The organism is Acinetobacter qingfengensis, from assembly GCF_008693185.1.
GTDB classification, from domain to species: domain Bacteria; phylum Pseudomonadota; class Gammaproteobacteria; order Pseudomonadales; family Moraxellaceae; genus Acinetobacter; species Acinetobacter qingfengensis.
In genome coordinates, this window is sequence record NZ_VXKN01000003.1 from 44,992 (window position 1) to 62,842 (window position 17,851).

The following is a 17,851-nucleotide window of genomic DNA, read 5'->3' on the forward strand; positions in this document are numbered from 1 at the left end:
ATAATCACATTCAGGGTATTTTAATATGTTAAAAAAAACATTAATTCTCACTGCATTATTGAGCACCACAGTACTGACATACGCTGCACCCACACCTATAGCTGCCAACCAAACAATTGCCGGCAGTCAGGTGAGTACAACACAGGCCATTGTCGCTTATTTCAAAAATTCAAAAGATGACTACAAATATAGTTCAACACCTGCATCCAATGGTTTTTATCGTGTTTATTTGGCACGTGATGCAAACGGTCGTTTTCTAGTTCAGGATTTTTTTCAACAAACTAACAAAAAGCAAAGTGATCCTTACTGGGTCAATGACATTCAAGGTCTTGCCAGTTTTGAAATTGATTATATTGACGGCCCAATCACCGGTTACTACAGCAATGGTAATGTGTCTTTCAAAGGAACATTTAAGAATGGAGAATTTTCGGGACAATATGATAATTTTTATCCAAATGGTCGACTGGCCAGTCGTTATCAACCTAAAGGCAATAATGAATATAGCGATGAATATTTTTACGAAAATGGTAAAAAAGCAGCCATTTTAGAATACCGTAATGATGAACTCATCAATGAAACTGGCTGGAATAACACTGGTAGCAAAATCACGGATAAAAATCAGATCCAAGATATTCTAGATACGATTTATACCAAAATTGAGCTTGATCAATAAAGGTCAAATTTAATTTCATAGATTGATATGCAAAATTATATTTCAAAATAACAGAGTATCATTATGTTAAAAAAGACATTATTTACCGGAATGTTTATAAGCAGTGTGTTGATGGTTACGGGATGTAGTAGCACACCGCCAACATCATCCACAGTTGCGCCAGCTCAACCTCAGCCATCTGAAAATCAGACACAAATTACCACAACACAACCAATTATTGCCTATTACGATCTAGAAAGTAATTATTCGGCAACGCCTGTCAAAGGTGGCTTTTATCGAATCCTGCTAGGGCGTGATCATCAAGGACGTTTTTTGGCGCAGGATTTTTTCACTGACAGCAAACAAAAACAAACTGATCCTTTCTGGTTGGATACTATTACTGGCTTTTATGACTTTGGTACTGACCATATAGACAGTTTTATTCAAAGCTACTACAAAAATGGAAAACTCCATTTTAAAGGTACTTATAAAAATGGTGAAATTGTTGGCTTATATCAAATGTTCTATCCATCAGGTCAGAAAGCCTTAGACTGGACAGAAACCGATCAGAAGATACATGCGATTTACTATTATCCATCTGGTAAGAAAGCTGCTGAAACTTTATATCTCAACGATAAAATGCTCACAAATCAATATTGGGATCACAATGGTAAAATTATTAAAGATGACACATTAGGAGAACAGATTATTGAGCAAATTAACACACAAACGAAAATTGGCCAATAAACTAATCAACTCCCTTACCTTATTGTAAAATAGTCATTTGCAGCAAATGCTTCATAAATTTCATGAGGCATTTGTATTTTAACAACACCATTATATGACCTCATAAATCTCAATATATATCTGTATGTTTTTATTTAAATAAATAGATATATTATCCTCTAAATATCATTTATTTTCTCCTCAGGTATTTTAATAATATCGTTATATCATGGAACAAATATATTTTATTTAAATTAATAAAATATTATAAAAAAATTTATTAATTTAATTTTTCTATGATGAACTTTAATTTTTAAACTGATCAATAATTGATAACTTGAAAATCAAGCCATGACTTTGCGATGTACGCTAAAATATTGTTCTTATTATATTCTCCAACTTTTAGTTTAAAAATCATCCAAATTCCCAAATACGCTTATTCGACTTTTTTGTTATTTGATTAAAATCTCCACAATATTCACATAATTATAACGATAATGTAAATAATTATTATTCATGGATCTTGAAAATGAATTTTCGTCAGTCTTATCGTTACCATGCACTCTACACAGCCATGATCTCCTGTATCATCTGCTCCCATGCTTATTCAGAAGATCATAATATTCAGCAGCTCCCTACGCTAGAAGTTCAAGCTAACGATTCATCTCAAAGCTCTGAACAAAGTCAGGCTTATACTGTCAAAAAAACATCAAGTGCGACAAAACTCGATATTGAAACCAAAGAAACTCCACAGACAATTAACATCATCACACAACAACAATTACAGGATTTCAGTATAAATAGTATCCGTGATGCGCTGAGCTTAACACCCGGTGTAACGGTATCTAATGAAGAAACTGATCGAAGTTCATATTTGGCTCGTGGTTTTGAAATTTCAAATATTCTAATAGATGGTGTCGGTTTTCCACTTGGTAGTTATAACTATAATGATCTAAATCAAGATACTTTCATTTATGACCGCATTGAAGTCGTTAAAGGTGCTGATGCCTTAACAAATGCTTTTGGTGATCCAAGTGCTACAGTCAATATGATTCGTAAAAGACCAACCAAAGATTTTAATGCATCTGCAAATATCAGTTATGGTTCATGGGACACAAAACGTTATGAAGCAGATATTTCAGGATCATTGACAAAAAGTGGTAATGTCCGTGGTCGTATCATGGGATATGAACAAACTGGCAACTCCTATCTGAATAATTATTCTAAAGAAAAAAATGGCCTTGCGGCAATTATAGAAGCAGATTTAACAGATTCCACATTATTAACTACAGGAATTTCCCAAACAAGGAGTTATGCGAACGCCCCAAACTGGGGAGCCAACCCAATATACAATACCGCTGGTGAACAATTAAGCTATTCTAGTAGTTATAACTATAGTCCAGACTGGAGCTATAAAGATCATAAAGTTACCAATTATTTTGTTAATTTAGAACAGAAGCTTGGTGACAACTGGAAATTAAAACTTGGCTATGATGAAACCAAAGAAAAAAATAAATCCTCACTACTTTACCTATACGGCACACCATCAAGTACAGACAATACGAGTGGAATATTATTATGGCCTGGAAACTATGCCGGTGAAATTAAAACTCGCCAAGCCAATATTAATTTAGATGGATCATATACATTGTTTGGACGTCAACATGAAGCTATGCTTGGTTATACATGGAGCCAGTACAGTTATATACAATCTGAAGCAGCTGCAACAAATTATCTTTATACGACCGATCTGGCCAGTTGGACACCATCAAGTCTTTCTGAATTTAGTATGGGAGATTTTTATGAAGCAGCAAATTACAAACAAACTATTCACTCTATTTTTGCAGCCACGCGTTTTCATCTGAATGACGATCTAAAACTTATTCTAGGTGGAAATTTTGTAAACGCAAAAAGTGAAGGAACCAGTTATGGGACAAGTGTATATTATGATGTAAATAAATTTTCACCATATGCAGGTTTAACCTATAACTTTACACCTGAATACACTGGTTACCTAAGTTATACTTCAATTTTCCGCCCGCAAACCAGTACAAATTCACAGGGTAAAGTCAATGATCCAATTGATGGTGACAGCTATGAAATCGGTATAAAAAGCGCATGGTTAAATGATCGCTTAACAGGAACATTTGCCATCTTTAGAACAACAGAAAGCAATTACCCTCTGCGCACAAGCGACAACCCATTTAACCGTATCATCGATACAACAGATATGCGTTCACAAGGTGTAGAAGTCGGATTAACTGGGAAATTAAATGACAACCTGAATCTATCTTTTGGTTTTACTCAATTTAGTCTAAAAGATCTAAAAAATGGCGGTGCTGCACGAACATATAATCCTACGCAAACCATTAATCTCGCTGCAACTTATACTTTAGATTCTCTACCACAATTAAAAGTTGGTATAGCAGCACGTTATCAGAATGACATAGAACAGTATTTTGATGGATACGGTACAGTACGCCAAGATGCCTATGCACTGCTAGATTTAATGGCCAGTTATGATATTAACAAGCACATTACAATTCAAGCGAATGGTTACAATGTTACCAACACAAAATATTTAAATAGCATTGCATACGGACAAAGCTATTATGGTGCACCAGCCAACTATACTGTGGCATTAAAATTTAAATATTAATTTCAGCAAGCTCCACTTTATCAATTTAAAGTGGAGCCAAGAATAAAAACACAAAAGCCTACAATTACCTAGACTTACAAAAAGATAAATATGCGATACTTATTGCAAAGCAAAATATAGGATTAACAACATGAAAAAGGTCCACTTCCTTTTAATTGGTATCAGCACAATACTATTTACAGCCTGTCAAACTGCACCCCAAGGTTATAATGGTGTTTCCGGTTATCAGATTGAACAACAAAATCAGAATACAGCATTACTCAGCTATACACTTGCTGCAAGAACCAGTGAACAGAAGACCGCTCAACGCTTACAGGCAGCATGTCAAAAAGTTCTAGGACAAAGACAAAACTATCAGATTAAAATTCTCAGTCAAAATGAAATTATTAATCCTCAACAAGACAATTCATCACAGGGAATACAAATTGGACATTCTCGTGCATCGTTTGGTTTGAGTAATACACCTGATTTAAAAAATGCAGATAATTATGCCGCCAATCAAGCTTTGGACGCCCGCCCTGATACGCTAAAAGTTATTCGTTATATTTGTGAATAAGCAAGTGTCCGATAAAAACTTACAGAATTAAATTCTTTTGCCTCATCTAAATCAGGCCATGTGGTTGCATATCGTTGGTCAAGTTTTTGATACCTCGGGTGAGTAAAATTCTTCACCCGACTATCTGCAACCCATACTTCTGTTGCAAATTTCAAAAAATCATCCAAAAAGAAGCGATTACATTGATCATATAACACATCTGCCGCAAGCAGAATATCGACATGCTCTGTCTGATATAAATCATCCAGATAATCAAGTGAAACATCATTTAACTGTGCATTCGCATAACAGGCTTTTAAACTAACCGGATCAATATCACAACAAATGACTTTCTTGGCACCAGCAAGTTTGGCTGCAATTCCAACCACACCTGAACCAGCACCAAAATCAAGCACTGTTTTACCTTTAACATGCCAAGGTTCCGCCAGCAACCACTGTGCCATCGCCAAACCCGATGCCCAACAAAAAATCCAGTATGGTGTATCATTCCATATTCGCCGAATCACCTCATCATCTAAACGATCATGATCGAATAACGGTGGAATAAGCCATAATGAAATAGACGTTTCAGGCAATTGTTGCGCCTGAAGTTTAACATTGGGAATAATGTGCTGTAGTGCTTCAAGTAAATCTTGAGGCACGACAGGATCTTTTATCATCATTTAGATAATGCTTGTTCTGCTGCTTCAACTGTCTGACGAATTAACGTAGTAATGGTCATTGGTCCAACGCCACCCGGTACTGGTGTATATGCAGAGGCAATGTCTTCAATATCCTGTAACTGAATATCACCTACACCACCATTTTCCCGTGGATGAAAACCTGCATCAACCACAACAGCACCCTGTTTAATCCAGTCTTTTTGAATCAACTCAGCTTTACCCACAGCACCGACAATAATATCAGCTTGTTTCACAAATTCTGGCAGATTTTGTGTACGTGAATGACAAATTGTAACCGTTGCATTCGCTTCCAACAACATTGCAGCCATTGGTTTACCTAAAATAGCAGAACGTCCGACGACTACAGCATGCTTTCCTGCGATTTCAATACCATATTCCTTAAGAATAGTCATAATACCTTGCGGAGTGGCAGAACCATAGGCAGCTTCACCCATTGCCATACGACCAAATCCCAGACAAGTCACACCATCTACATCTTTATTTAGACGAATTGCATCAAAACAAGCACGCTCATCAATCTGAGCAGGCACAGGATGCTGTAACAAAATACCATGCACATCAGGATTGGCATTTAACTTTTCAATTTCAGCCAATAACTGCTCAGTTGTGGTTTGTTGTGGTAATTCAATTTTTAAGGAATCCATACCAACACGACGGCAAGCATTACCTTTCATTCGTACATAAGTTGCTGAAGCACCGTCATCCCCTACTAAAATAGTTGCCAGAATCGGGGTACGTCCTGATTTTTGTTTTAATACTTCTACTCTAGCTAATAAATCTGCTTCAATTTTTTTTGCTAATGCACGACCATCTAAAACCAACGTCATGACACATCTCCAAATAAGGATAAAGAAATCAATTTCTTCAATGATACATGATAATTTTGAATTTTTTATTTTATATGCTGTTTTTATGTGCATATTCATTGGCTATGCTATTGTTTTTTTCTCAAAGATTGCTAATATGTGCTTCACCAAATATGGCGGGGTGGCAGAGTGGTCATGCAGCGGACTGCAACTCCGTGTACGCCGGTTCGATTCCGACCTCCGCCTCCAATTTGGTAAAAGCCCGGGTGGTGAAATAGGTAGACACAGGGGATTTAAAATCCCCCGCCCACAAAGCGTGCCGGTTCGAGTCCGGCCCCGGGCACCATTTTTATTATATAAAATGGTGTAAAATATCCAGCGTAAGCTGGTTTTTTTATGTAAGTAATTTTATAACTTATGACTTAGAAATCTAAATAATTCAAAATTCTGTCATAATTTTTTGCTGTAATCCTATTAAAAAATTGCAATAATTTGAGAATATTTTGACAATTACTTACACACTAGAACAAATAAAAATGCTTGTACCTAGCTTCCTTAGAATTTTAACGATCCTATTTCTTACAATCATTATGTTTTCAGCGCCATCATACGCGGAAGTTAAAACTAAATTAGCGTCGCAATTGACTGAAAAAATTGTACAGATCGGACAACAACATGGTGCTCCACTTGAAGCAGCCATTGTCTGGCCAAATCAACCTGCAAAAGCTCTCGTGGTACTTATTGCAGGAAGTGGTAAGATGGATAAAAATGAACACGTCGGCCCATTTTATCCTTTTCTGGATATTGCCAATGGCTTGGCTGATCAGGGTATTGCCTCAATTCGTTTTGATAAACGCACTTTTTCCCATCCAGAAGAGTTCAAAAATAAATCTTTTACACCTGATCAAGAATTTGTATTTGATGCAATTGATGCTACTGAAACGCTAATGAAAGATTCTCGAAATCACGATTTACCCGTAATTTTATTGGGACATAGTCAAGGAGGAACGATCATTGCAAGAGTTGCCAAACAACTGAATCCACATGTAAAAGGTCTGATTTTGTTTGCATCACCTAGTGATTCCGATCTACCAAGAGCAGCTTTACGGCAAATGGTTTATCTCCAATCTATTTCTCCCCAGAAAAATCAGGCATTGTTTCAACAACAAATTAATCAATTAGAAACTGAAATTAACCATTGGGAAAATTATGAAAAAACTAGTGTTCAATCTGGTAATTTTCCATTTGGAGTATCTGCAAATTATTTACAATATCTAAAAAATTTGCATCCAACAGAAGAAATAAAAGCCTTAGCTTTACCAACACTGGTCCTACAAGGTGGTAAAGATTATAACGTTCTTGCGACAAAAGACTTTTTAGAATGGCAACAGGTATTACAGCCACTTGGAAAAAATGTAAGTTTTAAATTGTATCCAAATCTTCATCACTTATTTATTGATCCCGATCAATATACTTCTGCCTCTATTCAACATGTGGATCAAACAGTTTTACAAGATTTGGGGCAATGGATTTTACAACAAACTACTTTGATGCCGAATCCTTAATGCTGTTTTAATCAATTACAGCAAATCATTGATTAAAATTAATCTATTCCTTATATTTGCATAAAACTTCCACAATCAGATCAACTGTAGTCTTGCTAATGATCCGCTCATCCTCTATGATTGCGCACATGCCCGGGTGGTGAAATAGGTAGACACAGGGGATTTAAAATCCCCCGCCCACAAAGCGTGCCGGTTCGAGTCCGGCCCCGGGCACCATTTTTATTATATAAAATGGTGTAAAATATCCAGCGTAAGCTGGTTTTTTTATGCCTTCTCATTTAAATTCAATAATTAAAAAAGTCAGCTTAACTGAGCTGACTTTTGCTTTGCGATTACTGGCTATTTATTTTTAATTTTATAATAATCGATTGTTGCATGATCAGTATATGCCAAGATAATATTTTTACTCTCTTGTAGTTCTATAAGTTGTTGTGTATTTAAGTTAAAATTTTCCGCAAAAATATCTGGTCTAGTATTTGCAAATTTAGAACGTCTTTCTGTTTTCCTAAATCTTAACCAGTTATAATTTGCCCAAAGCAATAATAAACCACCACAAACTAGAATAGCCCAACCAATGTGCTTTAAATTATTATATCGCGCCACATCATAATCAATAAAAATATAACTTGAAATAGTTTTTGCTTCATACCACCAAAAAAATAATGTAAATAATGGCATGCAAATCAACATCCATAATGCCCAACCAATAATTTGTAAGGTATAACCAGATAATTTATTGGTCACATATTTAGGATTATCGATATATTCTGGTAAATCCAGTTTTGATGGATCAGTGACAATATGGAATTCCTGTAGTATATTTTTCATAATTATTTTCCTGTGAAACCACGATCCGGGCTGACCCATCGGGCACGTTTTCTTTTTTGAAATAATGCTTTAGGTACAGAAACAACAGTAGTTAATGTTGTAAGTAACCAAAAAAATATGGGATACCAGATAATCCAGAAATAATTTCGAAAAAACCGATAATCTCCATCATATCTTTTATCAATCCAAAGGCTGACTGAAAATTGAATCAGACAAGTTAATCCCAACATGGCGCCATACCATTCTGGCAATAAGGTTTTTACATATAATGCTTCAGGCATTGGAATAATTAATCCAATCAAAAATAAGACAATAATCAAAGTCATAGAATATGCCCAAGTCACACTAATAAATGTTTCCAGAATGACAAGCCACATTCGCCGTAACCGCCATTTAAACATTTTTGGTAAATAATCACGTAAAACTTCTATACCGCCTTGTGCCCAGCGTAATCGTTGCTTCCATAATCCCTGAAATGTTTCTGGCATATAAATGTAACATAAGGCCTGTGGTATATAATGAATATCCCAGTGGTCAAACTGAAGCTTCCAAGAAATATCAATATCTTCAGTGATTTTATCGTCTGACCAGAAGCCTACCCGTTCCAAGGCTGTTTTTCTAAAACCTGCAATGACACCAGATACTGTAAAAATTCGTCCATAAGTCCGTTGGGCACGTTTAATTAATCCAATAATGGAAGAAAATTCACCTACCTGTAATTTACCTAATATACTTGAGCGGTTTAAAATTCTAGGATTTCCTGTCACTGCGCCAACCCTTGGTAAATGAACCAATTGTTGCATCATCCAAAGTACCGCATGTGGATGCAGTAAAGCATCTCCATCAATACAAATTAAATATTCATATTGACTTACCAATGCACCTGAACGTAAGGCAATCGCTTTTCCCTGATTTGTTGCAAGGTGTACAACTCTTAAATTATCGTATTGTTGCTGTAATTCATCCAGAATTTGTGCAGTTTGGTCTGAACTTCCATCATTGACTGCAATCACTTCAAAAGTTTGATATTGCGTCTGTATGGCATAGCGTATCGTATCCCTGACATGGTCTTCTTCATTAAAACATGGAATAATAATGCTGCACCCATCACTTGTAGGTATTGGAATTTCAGGTGTAGGAAATTCTCTTTTGAAAAAAAACCATAATCCACCAATAATCCAGATCCATGCCATTAGTAATGGGTAATAAAATGCAAAGTCAAACAATATACTTAACCAATTCATTATCGTACTCCCTGATTTTTATATTGCATAAACGGATCACGATAATTTAATGGGCTGATATTTTTACTCATTGGAGAATATAAATATTGATGAACATATTTTGCATTATTTTCTTGATATCCACTTAAACTAATATTTTGTATACCTGCCCTTTGTATGGTATATAAAAATTCCTGTGTATTTTTCCAGTCTTTTGATGTTTTTAGTGAAGTAACATTTATGTTTATTAAAATACGTTCTTTGATCATTGGCGTTAATGCATCAAGTTTTTTCTGCCAGTCTTTTAAATTATGTTTATCTTGAGGCTGATTAATTTCAAAACTCACCATACTGACATGATCCAATATTTTAAGTAATAGTTGTTGAAAATTGGTTATTTTTTTAATATCAACTTCACCATTTAAAATAATTTTAATTGGTAACATAGTTTCGCTAATATTGGTATAAATACTGGCTTGCTGCTGAGCTTGTTCTATTAATTTTAAACGTTGCTGCATTAAATTAGTCTTTTCTCCCCCAAATATCATCTGTTGTAAATCATTTTTAATATCAAGTTGGATACCGGAAATACTATGATTACTTTTCATTAAATCAGTTATAAATGGTACCAATTGATCCGGATGCGTATGAAATTTATTAAATGGAATATTTGCATAAACTCTGGTAAATAATCGAGTTTTTGATTGCCAAAGAAAGCGATTTAATAAATCTTCCTGCATTGGAAAAATTTGATTAGGAAAATAAGTTTTTGGGTGCTGTTGATCGGAATTAAATACATTGACAATTAATCGATCCACACCTAATGCCTGAACTTTATCCAGAACTTTACCCAATTGTTGATCTGATTGTACTACTGATGAACTAACTAACCCATCCAGATTGAGATTAAGACTATGTCGTGGTTCTATTTTTAATTCATCATGATAATGCGTTAAACTTAATAGTTCCTCCTGAATACTTTCCTCGGTTGGGTTATCAACCATCAGCATGCGCTTTAATGTTCCATCTGTTACAGTATTAACGCCAGAATTTCCCAGACTAAAAGAAAATGTCAAACCTGCCTGATGTGCAATTTTTTCAACTTCTGTGGTCACTGCACCATAAGGCCAAATCATGGTATCAATATGAATACCCAACTTTTCATCCAGAATTCGCTTGGATGTCGTTAAATCCTGATAAATTCTTTGTTGAAACTCCTGATCGGTTTCATAACGTTTTTTATCTGCAAAATATTGTCTAGTAATCGCTGCAGGTTGCTGATTACCTTGAGGATTAGCCAAAATACCCTGATGTAAATTATGGCTATGGCTAGCAAATTCTACTAGTCCGGATCGTTGCATTTCCTGCATCTGAGGCCAAGTCATTAAATTTCCTGCACCATACGCTTCAATACCCCCTTGATTAGTGCCTTCTGTCCAACCAGTTACAATGGCAAACACCGCCGGAATTTTATACGTTTTTAATAGTGGAAAAACTTTGGAATAACTACTGAGCATGCCATCATCAAAGGTTAATAAAATGGCATTTGCAGGAAGTGGCTGAATACCTTCCCGTGCAGCTTTGATTTGTTTTAAAGTGACAGGTTGCCATTTTGATGTACTTAACCAGTCAAAGAACTGCGCAAGATTTTTACTATGAATTGCATACACGTCACGGTCACCACGCTTGGCAACATCATCACGTACATCATGAAAATTTAGAGCAATAGACTGATTGTATTGTAAATCTTCATTAAAATTTTCTGCCATACAGGAAACAGTCATAAAGTAGCCTGTAATCCCTAAAATACAACTCATGGCTTTTTTTAGAATATTGTTATACATTAAAAAATCCCCTGAAAACCAAATAGACCGTAGCTATAACGTTCTTGTTTTCCATCGTATGGATGCTGTGATAATCCTATGCCATAGCTTAATTTCCATGTACGGGATAATGACCATAAATGCAGATATTGCACATTCCATGTTAGCTTGGCACCATAATCCTGTTGATGATAAAAACCAGCCCCTACATCAAATTGCTGAGTAAACGAACGTTCATACCAACGCCAAGTCAACCAGTCATGACTGAAATTCAGTGATGCTGCATAATAATTTTCCGGACTAAAATAATTAACATTTTGTGAACGATTACTTCCGATTCCAGCAGCAATCGTCATGTCGGTGATATGGTGTGGCAATGCAAATAATCTTTGAGTGAATGACGCAGATAAATCCTGCTGAAAATTACCATCTAACACATCAGTTGCAAGATAATTGATATTGGCAGACCGCGATTCATTCTGCTGCCACGTGATGCCGGCTGTATAGGATTGTCCATCATATCGGTCACGTATGGCTTGCAAGGCAATTGCTGCCTGACTGTTATAAGCCAGAGAATATTGCCAATGATCATTTAACCATTGCGACCAGTTCAACATAATTCCGGTGTTATGCTGGTCCGTATCCTGTGTCAAAGCAACCGACAAATTTTTACGTTTTGATGCCCACTCCAATCCGAAGCCATAGCGCTGATCACGGACACTGCCGGATTCATACTCAGCGCTACGATCCTGATGAGTCGCAAAAATACGATAATTTCCAAATATCCAAGGCGCATTCAATCGGGTATTAGATGTCCTGTCATGATTACCTTTTAGAGACTCAGTAATTTGATCATGTTGACGACTTCTGCCCCAATTTGTTTCATGTTGAATGCTAAATCTGGAACGATCATTGAATTCTTTTGTACTTAAAATCACACTGCCATCATTAGGATAATATTGATTTAATTCATGTAATTGTCTTTTCCATGCTTGAATATCTCCGGCAGCCTGCGTATTTTGTATCTGATTAATTCTGGTTGATTTATCAACAGGTGTCATACCATTTAATCGCTCAAGTGTCTTTTGCGCAGTTAAGGGTTGCTCACGCCAACGTTGAATTTGTACTAAATTATTTAAATATCCAGCATTATTGGGCGCTTTATTCGTTACGGATTGATAATAACGTTCAGCCAAATCAAGTTGATTGCGATACGCCAGATCTAATCCAGTGAGTCCAATATAATCATAACGATCCGGCGCAGTTGTTCGATCCACACCTTTTGCTGCACTGTATTGATATACTGGAATTAATCGATCTACTTTCTGAATAAATTGCTGTGCCTGTTGATATTTTTCCTGTTCGATATAGCTGTAATACAAACCACTATAAACTGTCATATCGGGATAATTTTTTTCATTTAATAAGCCAAGATATAATTTTTCAGCTATTTTGGGTTGTTTTAACGCCAGATAACTATCTGCAAGTGCATGTCTGACATAAGCCGGCATCGTGTCTATGGGTTTATTTAATTTTTGTGCTTCAAAAATAGCTTGTTTAGACGATCTACGTACACTCAAGGCATAAATATAATTATAATAAAAATTAAAGTATTCTGGACTACCAACTATAACTTGTTGTTTTAACTGCGCGGCAGTATTAAGAACATGATCAAAATCAGCATAACTTAAAACATCAGGTTCGCCTTTTGCAGATAAAAACCGATACCTTGAAATTGCAAAATTAATATCCTGACTAAACTGCAAAAGTTTTGCAGTTAAATATAATTGCTGCTGCTGAGGTTTTTTCTTGATTTCCTTAATCACATGAAAAGCCTTAGTAACTCCCCCCATAGATAATAGCGCTCGAACATACTCTTCCTGCACAGCCCATTGATCAGGGGCTTTTTGGTATGCTCTGGTCGCTGCATCAAGGCTTTGTACTGGTTTTTCAGAAATTCTATAAGCATAGGATACCTGTATCAATTGATCTACTTTTAACTGTGATAAAGGTAAAGTCACCAATAATTGTACAGCATGCTGCGTATCCTTTAATTCTGCATATAACACCGCCTGTATCAGGATTAAATCTTTATAGTATCGTTGCTGATTAAACTTTTTTGCCCAGAATAATGCCTGATCAAATTGTTGGGTATTTCTTAAACCTTGCACTACAGGCAAATAAGCATATTCCGGAAATTGTTGTAACTGAACAAAATTTAATAATCCAAGCTCTTTAGAACTAAATCTGTCTTGTTGTGATGCCAATGTCAAATAATCTGCCAGTAATAATTGGTCATAGGGATATTGTTGAAGTAGGCGTTTTAATTGTTGTAATCCCTGATCAACATTTCCTTGTCTAACCAATAATACTGCCTGCTCTCGTTCAGCAGTCAAATGATCTTGTTGCAGACTTTGAGCGATTACATTTTGTGCAGATAATACAGCAATACTTGTAATCGAGAGTGAACGAAATCTTTTTATTAAAATCTTTCTAATGTGCAGCATCTTAACAACCGACAAAATAAATAATGTTAAATGCATCACACTATATACAATAATAGTAAATTATGTCAAATAAATACCTTTTTTACTTAACCTATCGTTTAAAATGATATAAAAAAAACCAGATATTGTTTAAATATCTGGTTTTTAAGTAAAAAACTAAATTTTCTGTCGAATATATTGTAATGCAATCTCTGCAATCTGTTTTGGTGTTTGTGTCGCATCTAGACAAACAACTCGTTGTGGTGACTGCGTGGCAATAGCTTGATATGTTTGTCGGACTCGATTAAAAAATTCGGTTTTTTCCTGTTCAAAGCGATCCAATGCGGCTCGTTTTTGCGCACGTTGCATACCCACTTCAACCGGAGCATCTAACCAAAATGTAATATCAGGTAATCTTGAAACAAAATTTTCAGTTAATAGGTCAATATGCTGCCGATCCAATCCTCGTCCACCACATTGATAAGCAATACTTGCATCAACAAAACGATCACATAGAACAATTTTATTGGCATTAAGCGCAGGCAAAATCACCTGATCCAGATGTTGTGCCCGTGCAGCATATATCAGCAATAATTCTGTTGAGGCACACATTTTTTCTTGATCAGGTTGTAATAATAATTGACGAATTTTTTCTGCCAAAGGCGTTCCACCTGGTTCTCGAGTCAGAATCACATCATATTGTTGTGCAACCAAAGTCGCTTGCAAGGTCGCAATTAACGTACTTTTACCTACGCCTTCTGTCCCCTCAAAACTAATAAACATATTAATTACCCTGACGCTTTTCTTTTAAAACCTTAAGATATTGTTGAACTGCCTGATTATGCTGCTCTAGTGTTGCACTAAATTGATGACCACCATTCCCAGTTGCTACAAAATATAGATTATTAGACTGATCAGGATGTAATGCTGCTTCAATAGAGCGCTGACTTGGTAAGGCAATGGGTGTTGGTGGTAATCCATTAATGGTATAGGTATTATATGCCGTAGGTGTGCGTAAATTTTCTCGGCTAATATTCCCCCGATACTTATCCCCCATGCCATAAATTACTGTTGGATCAGTTTGTAGACGCATACCTGTTTGTAAACGGCGGACAAAAACTCCGGCAACCTTTTTTCGTTCGGCTTCAACGGCGGTTTCTTTCTCAATAATTGATGCCATAATTAATGCCTGATATTTATTCTCATAAGGCAAGTTTGCAGCTTTTTTCTGCCAGGCTTGATCCAAAATATCTGTTTGACGTTCGTATAAACGTTTTAAAATATTTAAATCTGTTTCACCTTTAGCAAAAAAATAAGTATTGGGAGCAAATAACCCTTCAGGATGTGTATTATTAGCACCCAGTTGTTGCATAATTTGCTGATCAGATAAATTCAAAATAGTATTTTTAACATTTGCATCATTTTTTAAACGCTGTTTAAGTTGTTTAAATGTTGTACCTTCAATTACCTGAATACGATTCATGTGTGCATTATCGGCATCACTCACCATAATCAGCACTTGCCTGACACTCATTCCCTGATGAATCTCATAAACACCAGCTTTCATACTGTCATGAATAAATAATTTTTGATAAAGCTTTAAAATAACAGGGAATTTGATGCCTTGCTTTTCCAGTTTACCAATGAATGCACTGTAATTCTGTCCTTTTTCAACAGATAACCACTGTGATTTGCCTTTAATCGGAAAGGTTTGTAATAAACTTTGTGAAAGAATCCAGCTCACAATTAACACAAATACAATGACGATCAGTAAGGGCCATTTCCACCAGAGCTTTATGCTAGAGGTTACTTTCTTTTTTACAGGTTTGCGTTTTTGCGCCATAAATATTAAACCAGTTCTGCCAGTTGCAAGGTTGTAAACAGATTATGGCATGGATGTTGTGCCAGTAATCTCTGCTCAAGCTGAGCAATGATTTGCATGGGATGTAAAGCATTACATAAAAATGCAGCGTCTATCTGTTGCAAGTCTACAAGGCTAATCATACGGATTTGACAAGGAATTTGGTAGTCGTGCATTCGTGTCAGAATTTCTTGCCGCATTGTGCCATCAATTCCTGCATTTTCAAGGGTTGGCGTACACCATTGTCCATCAATAAAAATGAAGCAATTGCTGGAAATTGCTTCAATGAGTTGTTGTTGTTGATTTAAACATAAACCTTCATCCCAACAATATTGCATGGCTTGCCGCTTGAGTACAATTTGTTCTAACCGATTCAGACTTTTAATACCCACTAATTGTGGCATCACTGTGCCAAGTGTATCCTTTAAAATTCCCACTCTGGACAACACTTTAGGAGATTCCATCGCGACATTATGATCAGGATAAAAATAAAAATAAACATCAACCGGTTGCTCTGGTAATGCATAACCTCTAGGCCCCACACCCCGGCTTAGTAGAATTTTGATCACGCCATCGGTATATTTCTGCTGATTCAAATGCCCCAGAAATATATCTTTTTCCTGTATTAATCTAGACAAATCCAAATTTAGATCTAGTTGTTGCCGACTTTGTTCAAACCGCTGTAAGTGCCTATTCCACAATAATATTTCCCCATGTCTAAAACGAATTGTAGTAAAACAGCCATCACCGTATTGAAATGCCCGATCCTCTACAGAAACAACTTGTGTAGTAATTAAATTTGCATTTTTTTGATACAACATCACTCTATCCTAATGACCTTTTTGCATAAGCTAAGCATTAAAAACAATTATCTTATTTCTGTTTTTTTCATATAGAATGACACCTATATCTCTTATAAGGATAAAACATTGTGTATTTATGCTAATTCACATTATTTTATCCTCAACAATGAGCAAAGACTCATCATGATTTAACAGGAAGGTATACTTTGAACTTTCAGCAACTTCGTATCATACGTGAAACAGTACGTCAGAATTTCAATCTGACCGAAGCCTCGACAGCATTATACACGTCCCAATCCGGTGTAAGTAAGCATATTAAAGATTTGGAAGATGAATTAGGCGTACAGTTGTTTATTCGTAAAGGTAAACGCATTCTAGGTTTAACTGAACCTGGACAGGCATTATTAAGTATCGTTGAGCGTATGTTAGTCGATGCAGATAATATCAAACGTTTATCGGATGATTTTAATCGTGTGGATGAGGGAACACTGACCATTGCCACCACACATACACAAGCACGTTATGTATTACCACCAATTGTGAGTCGCTTTAAAAAACAATTTCCTAAAGTACATTTGATATTACAGCAAGCCAGTCCAATCGAAATTTCAGAAATGCTTTTACAGGGTGAAGCAGATGTCGGCATTGCAACAGAATCTCTGACTACAGAAGAGCAACTGGCCAGTATTCCTTATTACCAATGGCAGCACTGCATTATTACACCTGTCAATCACCCATTGGCAAATCAAACCCATATTACTTTGGAACATATTGCCCAATACCCATTGATTACTTATCATGGTGGATTTACTGGACGTTCAAAAATAGACCAGGCTTTTAAGGATGCTCATATTGACCCGAATGTTGTGATGGCTGCACTTGATGCCGATGTCATTAAAACCTATGTTGAACTCGGCATGGGAATTGGTATCGTTAACCATTTGGCTTACGATCCCGAGCGGGATTTTCGCTTAAAACAAATCAAAACTGATTTATTTGGATTAAATACCACATGGATTGCTGTACGCAAAGGACATTTACTTCGCGGGTATGGATATGATTTTATTTCTCTCTGCTCCCCTGAAACTGATATTAAAGCGTTAAAAAAAGCAGCTTATCCTGAAGAATAGACATAAAAAAAACCTCTCATGCTATTGAGTGAGAGGTCGTTTAAAATCTG

General features: G+C 36.0%; 15 protein-coding genes and 3 tRNA genes. 9 read left to right on the forward strand and 9 right to left on the reverse strand.

Annotated features, from left to right (window positions below):
- Nucleotides 1-25: 25 nt before the first annotated feature.
- From F4V57_RS05115 to F4V57_RS05130, 4 genes are all read left to right on the forward strand, one after another.
- Nucleotides 26-673: a toxin-antitoxin system YwqK family antitoxin gene (locus tag F4V57_RS05115; RefSeq protein WP_070069475.1), complete on the forward strand. Its 648-nt coding sequence runs from the start codon at nt 26-28 to the stop codon at nt 671-673.
- A gap of 63 nt (nt 674-736) precedes the next feature.
- Nucleotides 737-1,399, forward strand: a complete 663-nt coding sequence (locus tag F4V57_RS05120; RefSeq protein WP_141729220.1) for a hypothetical protein — start codon at nt 737-739, stop codon at nt 1,397-1,399.
- 508 nt (nt 1,400-1,907) lie between these two features.
- Nucleotides 1,908-4,037, forward strand: coding sequence for a TonB-dependent siderophore receptor (locus F4V57_RS05125; RefSeq protein WP_070068974.1), 2,130 nt, complete (start codon nt 1,908-1,910; stop codon nt 4,035-4,037).
- A 130-nt stretch (nt 4,038-4,167) separates the two neighbouring features.
- Nucleotides 4,168-4,593 carry a hypothetical protein gene (locus tag F4V57_RS05130; RefSeq protein ID WP_070068973.1) on the forward strand — a complete coding sequence of 142 codons (426 nt, stop codon included), beginning with the start codon at nt 4,168-4,170 and terminating at the stop codon, nt 4,591-4,593.
- Here F4V57_RS05130 and F4V57_RS05135 read toward each other — a convergent pair.
- Both F4V57_RS05135 and folD read right to left on the reverse strand, forming a co-directional pair.
- Complete coding sequence (locus F4V57_RS05135; protein WP_070068972.1) at nt 4,578-5,255, reverse strand: class I SAM-dependent methyltransferase; 678 nt, start codon at nt 5,253-5,255, stop codon at nt 4,578-4,580. The genes F4V57_RS05130 and F4V57_RS05135 overlap by 16 nt on opposite strands.
- A complete protein-coding gene (gene folD / locus F4V57_RS05140; RefSeq protein ID WP_070068971.1) occupies nt 5,252-6,103 on the reverse strand; it encodes a bifunctional methylenetetrahydrofolate dehydrogenase/methenyltetrahydrofolate cyclohydrolase FolD in 852 nt (283 codons plus the stop codon). Before folD ends, F4V57_RS05135 begins: the two co-directional genes overlap by 4 nt.
- A 154-nt stretch (nt 6,104-6,257) precedes the next feature.
- On the opposite strand from folD, the gene F4V57_RS05145 reads away from it, so the two are divergent.
- The 4 genes from F4V57_RS05145 to F4V57_RS05160 all read left to right on the forward strand — a co-directional run bounded on the left by F4V57_RS05145 (nt 6,258) and on the right by F4V57_RS05160 (nt 7,863).
- Nucleotides 6,258-6,331 (forward strand) — tRNA-Cys (locus F4V57_RS05145).
- A gap of 11 nt (nt 6,332-6,342) precedes the next feature.
- Nucleotides 6,343-6,428 (forward strand) — tRNA-Leu (locus F4V57_RS05150).
- A gap of 295 nt (nt 6,429-6,723) precedes the next feature.
- Nucleotides 6,724-7,647 (forward strand): alpha/beta hydrolase, encoded by a 924-nt coding sequence (locus F4V57_RS05155; protein WP_171257517.1) that lies wholly within the window; start codon nt 6,724-6,726, stop codon nt 7,645-7,647.
- 130 nt (nt 7,648-7,777) lie between these two features.
- Nucleotides 7,778-7,863, forward strand: a tRNA-Leu gene (locus F4V57_RS05160).
- A 123-nt stretch (nt 7,864-7,986) separates the two neighbouring features.
- Here the strand turns inward: F4V57_RS05160 and pgaD are convergent.
- The 7 genes from pgaD to pabC all read right to left on the reverse strand — a co-directional run bounded on the left by pgaD (nt 7,987) and on the right by pabC (nt 16,689).
- A complete protein-coding gene (gene pgaD, locus F4V57_RS05165) occupies nt 7,987-8,475 on the reverse strand; it encodes a poly-beta-1,6-N-acetyl-D-glucosamine biosynthesis protein PgaD (RefSeq protein WP_070068969.1) in 489 nt (162 codons plus the stop codon).
- Between the two features lie 2 nt (nt 8,476-8,477).
- A complete protein-coding gene (gene pgaC / locus F4V57_RS05170; protein WP_070068968.1) occupies nt 8,478-9,719 on the reverse strand; it encodes a poly-beta-1,6-N-acetyl-D-glucosamine synthase in 1,242 nt (413 codons plus the stop codon).
- Nucleotides 9,719-11,542 carry a poly-beta-1,6-N-acetyl-D-glucosamine N-deacetylase PgaB gene (pgaB, locus tag F4V57_RS05175; protein ID WP_070068967.1) on the reverse strand — a complete coding sequence of 608 codons (1,824 nt, stop codon included), beginning with the start codon at nt 11,540-11,542 and terminating at the stop codon, nt 9,719-9,721. Before pgaB ends, pgaC begins: the two co-directional genes overlap by 1 nt.
- Complete coding sequence (pgaA, locus tag F4V57_RS05180) at nt 11,542-14,028, reverse strand: poly-beta-1,6 N-acetyl-D-glucosamine export porin PgaA (protein ID WP_081409150.1); 2,487 nt, start codon at nt 14,026-14,028, stop codon at nt 11,542-11,544. Before pgaA ends, pgaB begins: the two co-directional genes overlap by 1 nt.
- Before the next feature lie 156 nt (nt 14,029-14,184).
- Nucleotides 14,185-14,790 carry a dTMP kinase gene (gene tmk, locus F4V57_RS05185; RefSeq protein ID WP_070068966.1) on the reverse strand — a complete coding sequence of 202 codons (606 nt, stop codon included), beginning with the start codon at nt 14,788-14,790 and terminating at the stop codon, nt 14,185-14,187.
- A 1-nt stretch (nt 14,791) separates the two neighbouring features.
- Nucleotides 14,792-15,850, reverse strand: coding sequence for an endolytic transglycosylase MltG (mltG, locus tag F4V57_RS05190; protein WP_070068965.1), 1,059 nt, complete (start codon nt 15,848-15,850; stop codon nt 14,792-14,794).
- A 5-nt stretch (nt 15,851-15,855) separates the two neighbouring features.
- Entirely contained in the window at nt 15,856-16,689 is an 834-nt protein-coding gene (gene pabC, locus F4V57_RS05195; protein ID WP_070068964.1) for an aminodeoxychorismate lyase, read from the reverse strand.
- Nucleotides 16,690-16,877: 188 nt separating this feature from the next.
- On the opposite strand from pabC, the gene F4V57_RS05200 reads away from it, so the two are divergent.
- The gene (locus F4V57_RS05200) at nt 16,878-17,801 is read left to right on the forward strand and encodes a CysB family HTH-type transcriptional regulator (protein WP_070068963.1); all 924 of its coding nucleotides are present in this window, start codon (nt 16,878-16,880) and stop codon (nt 17,799-17,801) included.
- Nucleotides 17,802-17,851 lie beyond the last annotated feature (50 nt).

Bases quoted from the DNA above. Each gene is read 5' to 3' on its own strand.
- F4V57_RS05115 (WP_070069475.1), top strand. From the start codon at position 26: ATGTTAAAAAAAACATTAATTCTCACTGCATTATTGAGCACCACAGTA.
- pgaC (WP_070068968.1), bottom strand. From the start codon at position 9,719: ATGAATTGGTTAAGTATATTGTTTGACTTTGCATTTTATTACCCATTA.
- F4V57_RS05125 (WP_070068974.1), top strand. From the start codon at position 1,908: ATGAATTTTCGTCAGTCTTATCGTTACCATGCACTCTACACAGCCATG.
- F4V57_RS05135 (WP_070068972.1), bottom strand. From the start codon at position 5,255: ATGATGATAAAAGATCCTGTCGTGCCTCAAGATTTACTTGAAGCACTA.
- tmk (WP_070068966.1), bottom strand. From the start codon at position 14,790: ATGTTTATTAGTTTTGAGGGGACAGAAGGCGTAGGTAAAAGTACGTTA.
- pgaD (WP_070068969.1), bottom strand. From the start codon at position 8,475: ATGAAAAATATACTACAGGAATTCCATATTGTCACTGATCCATCAAAA.
- pgaA (WP_081409150.1), bottom strand. From the start codon at position 14,028: ATGCTGCACATTAGAAAGATTTTAATAAAAAGATTTCGTTCACTCTCG.
- pabC (WP_070068964.1), bottom strand. From the start codon at position 16,689: ATGTTGTATCAAAAAAATGCAAATTTAATTACTACACAAGTTGTTTCT.
- folD (WP_070068971.1), bottom strand. From the start codon at position 6,103: ATGACGTTGGTTTTAGATGGTCGTGCATTAGCAAAAAAAATTGAAGCA.
- mltG (WP_070068965.1), bottom strand. From the start codon at position 15,850: ATGGCGCAAAAACGCAAACCTGTAAAAAAGAAAGTAACCTCTAGCATA.
- pgaB (WP_070068967.1), bottom strand. From the start codon at position 11,542: ATGTATAACAATATTCTAAAAAAAGCCATGAGTTGTATTTTAGGGATT.
- F4V57_RS05120 (WP_141729220.1), top strand. From the start codon at position 737: ATGTTAAAAAAGACATTATTTACCGGAATGTTTATAAGCAGTGTGTTG.
- F4V57_RS05130 (WP_070068973.1), top strand. From the start codon at position 4,168: ATGAAAAAGGTCCACTTCCTTTTAATTGGTATCAGCACAATACTATTT.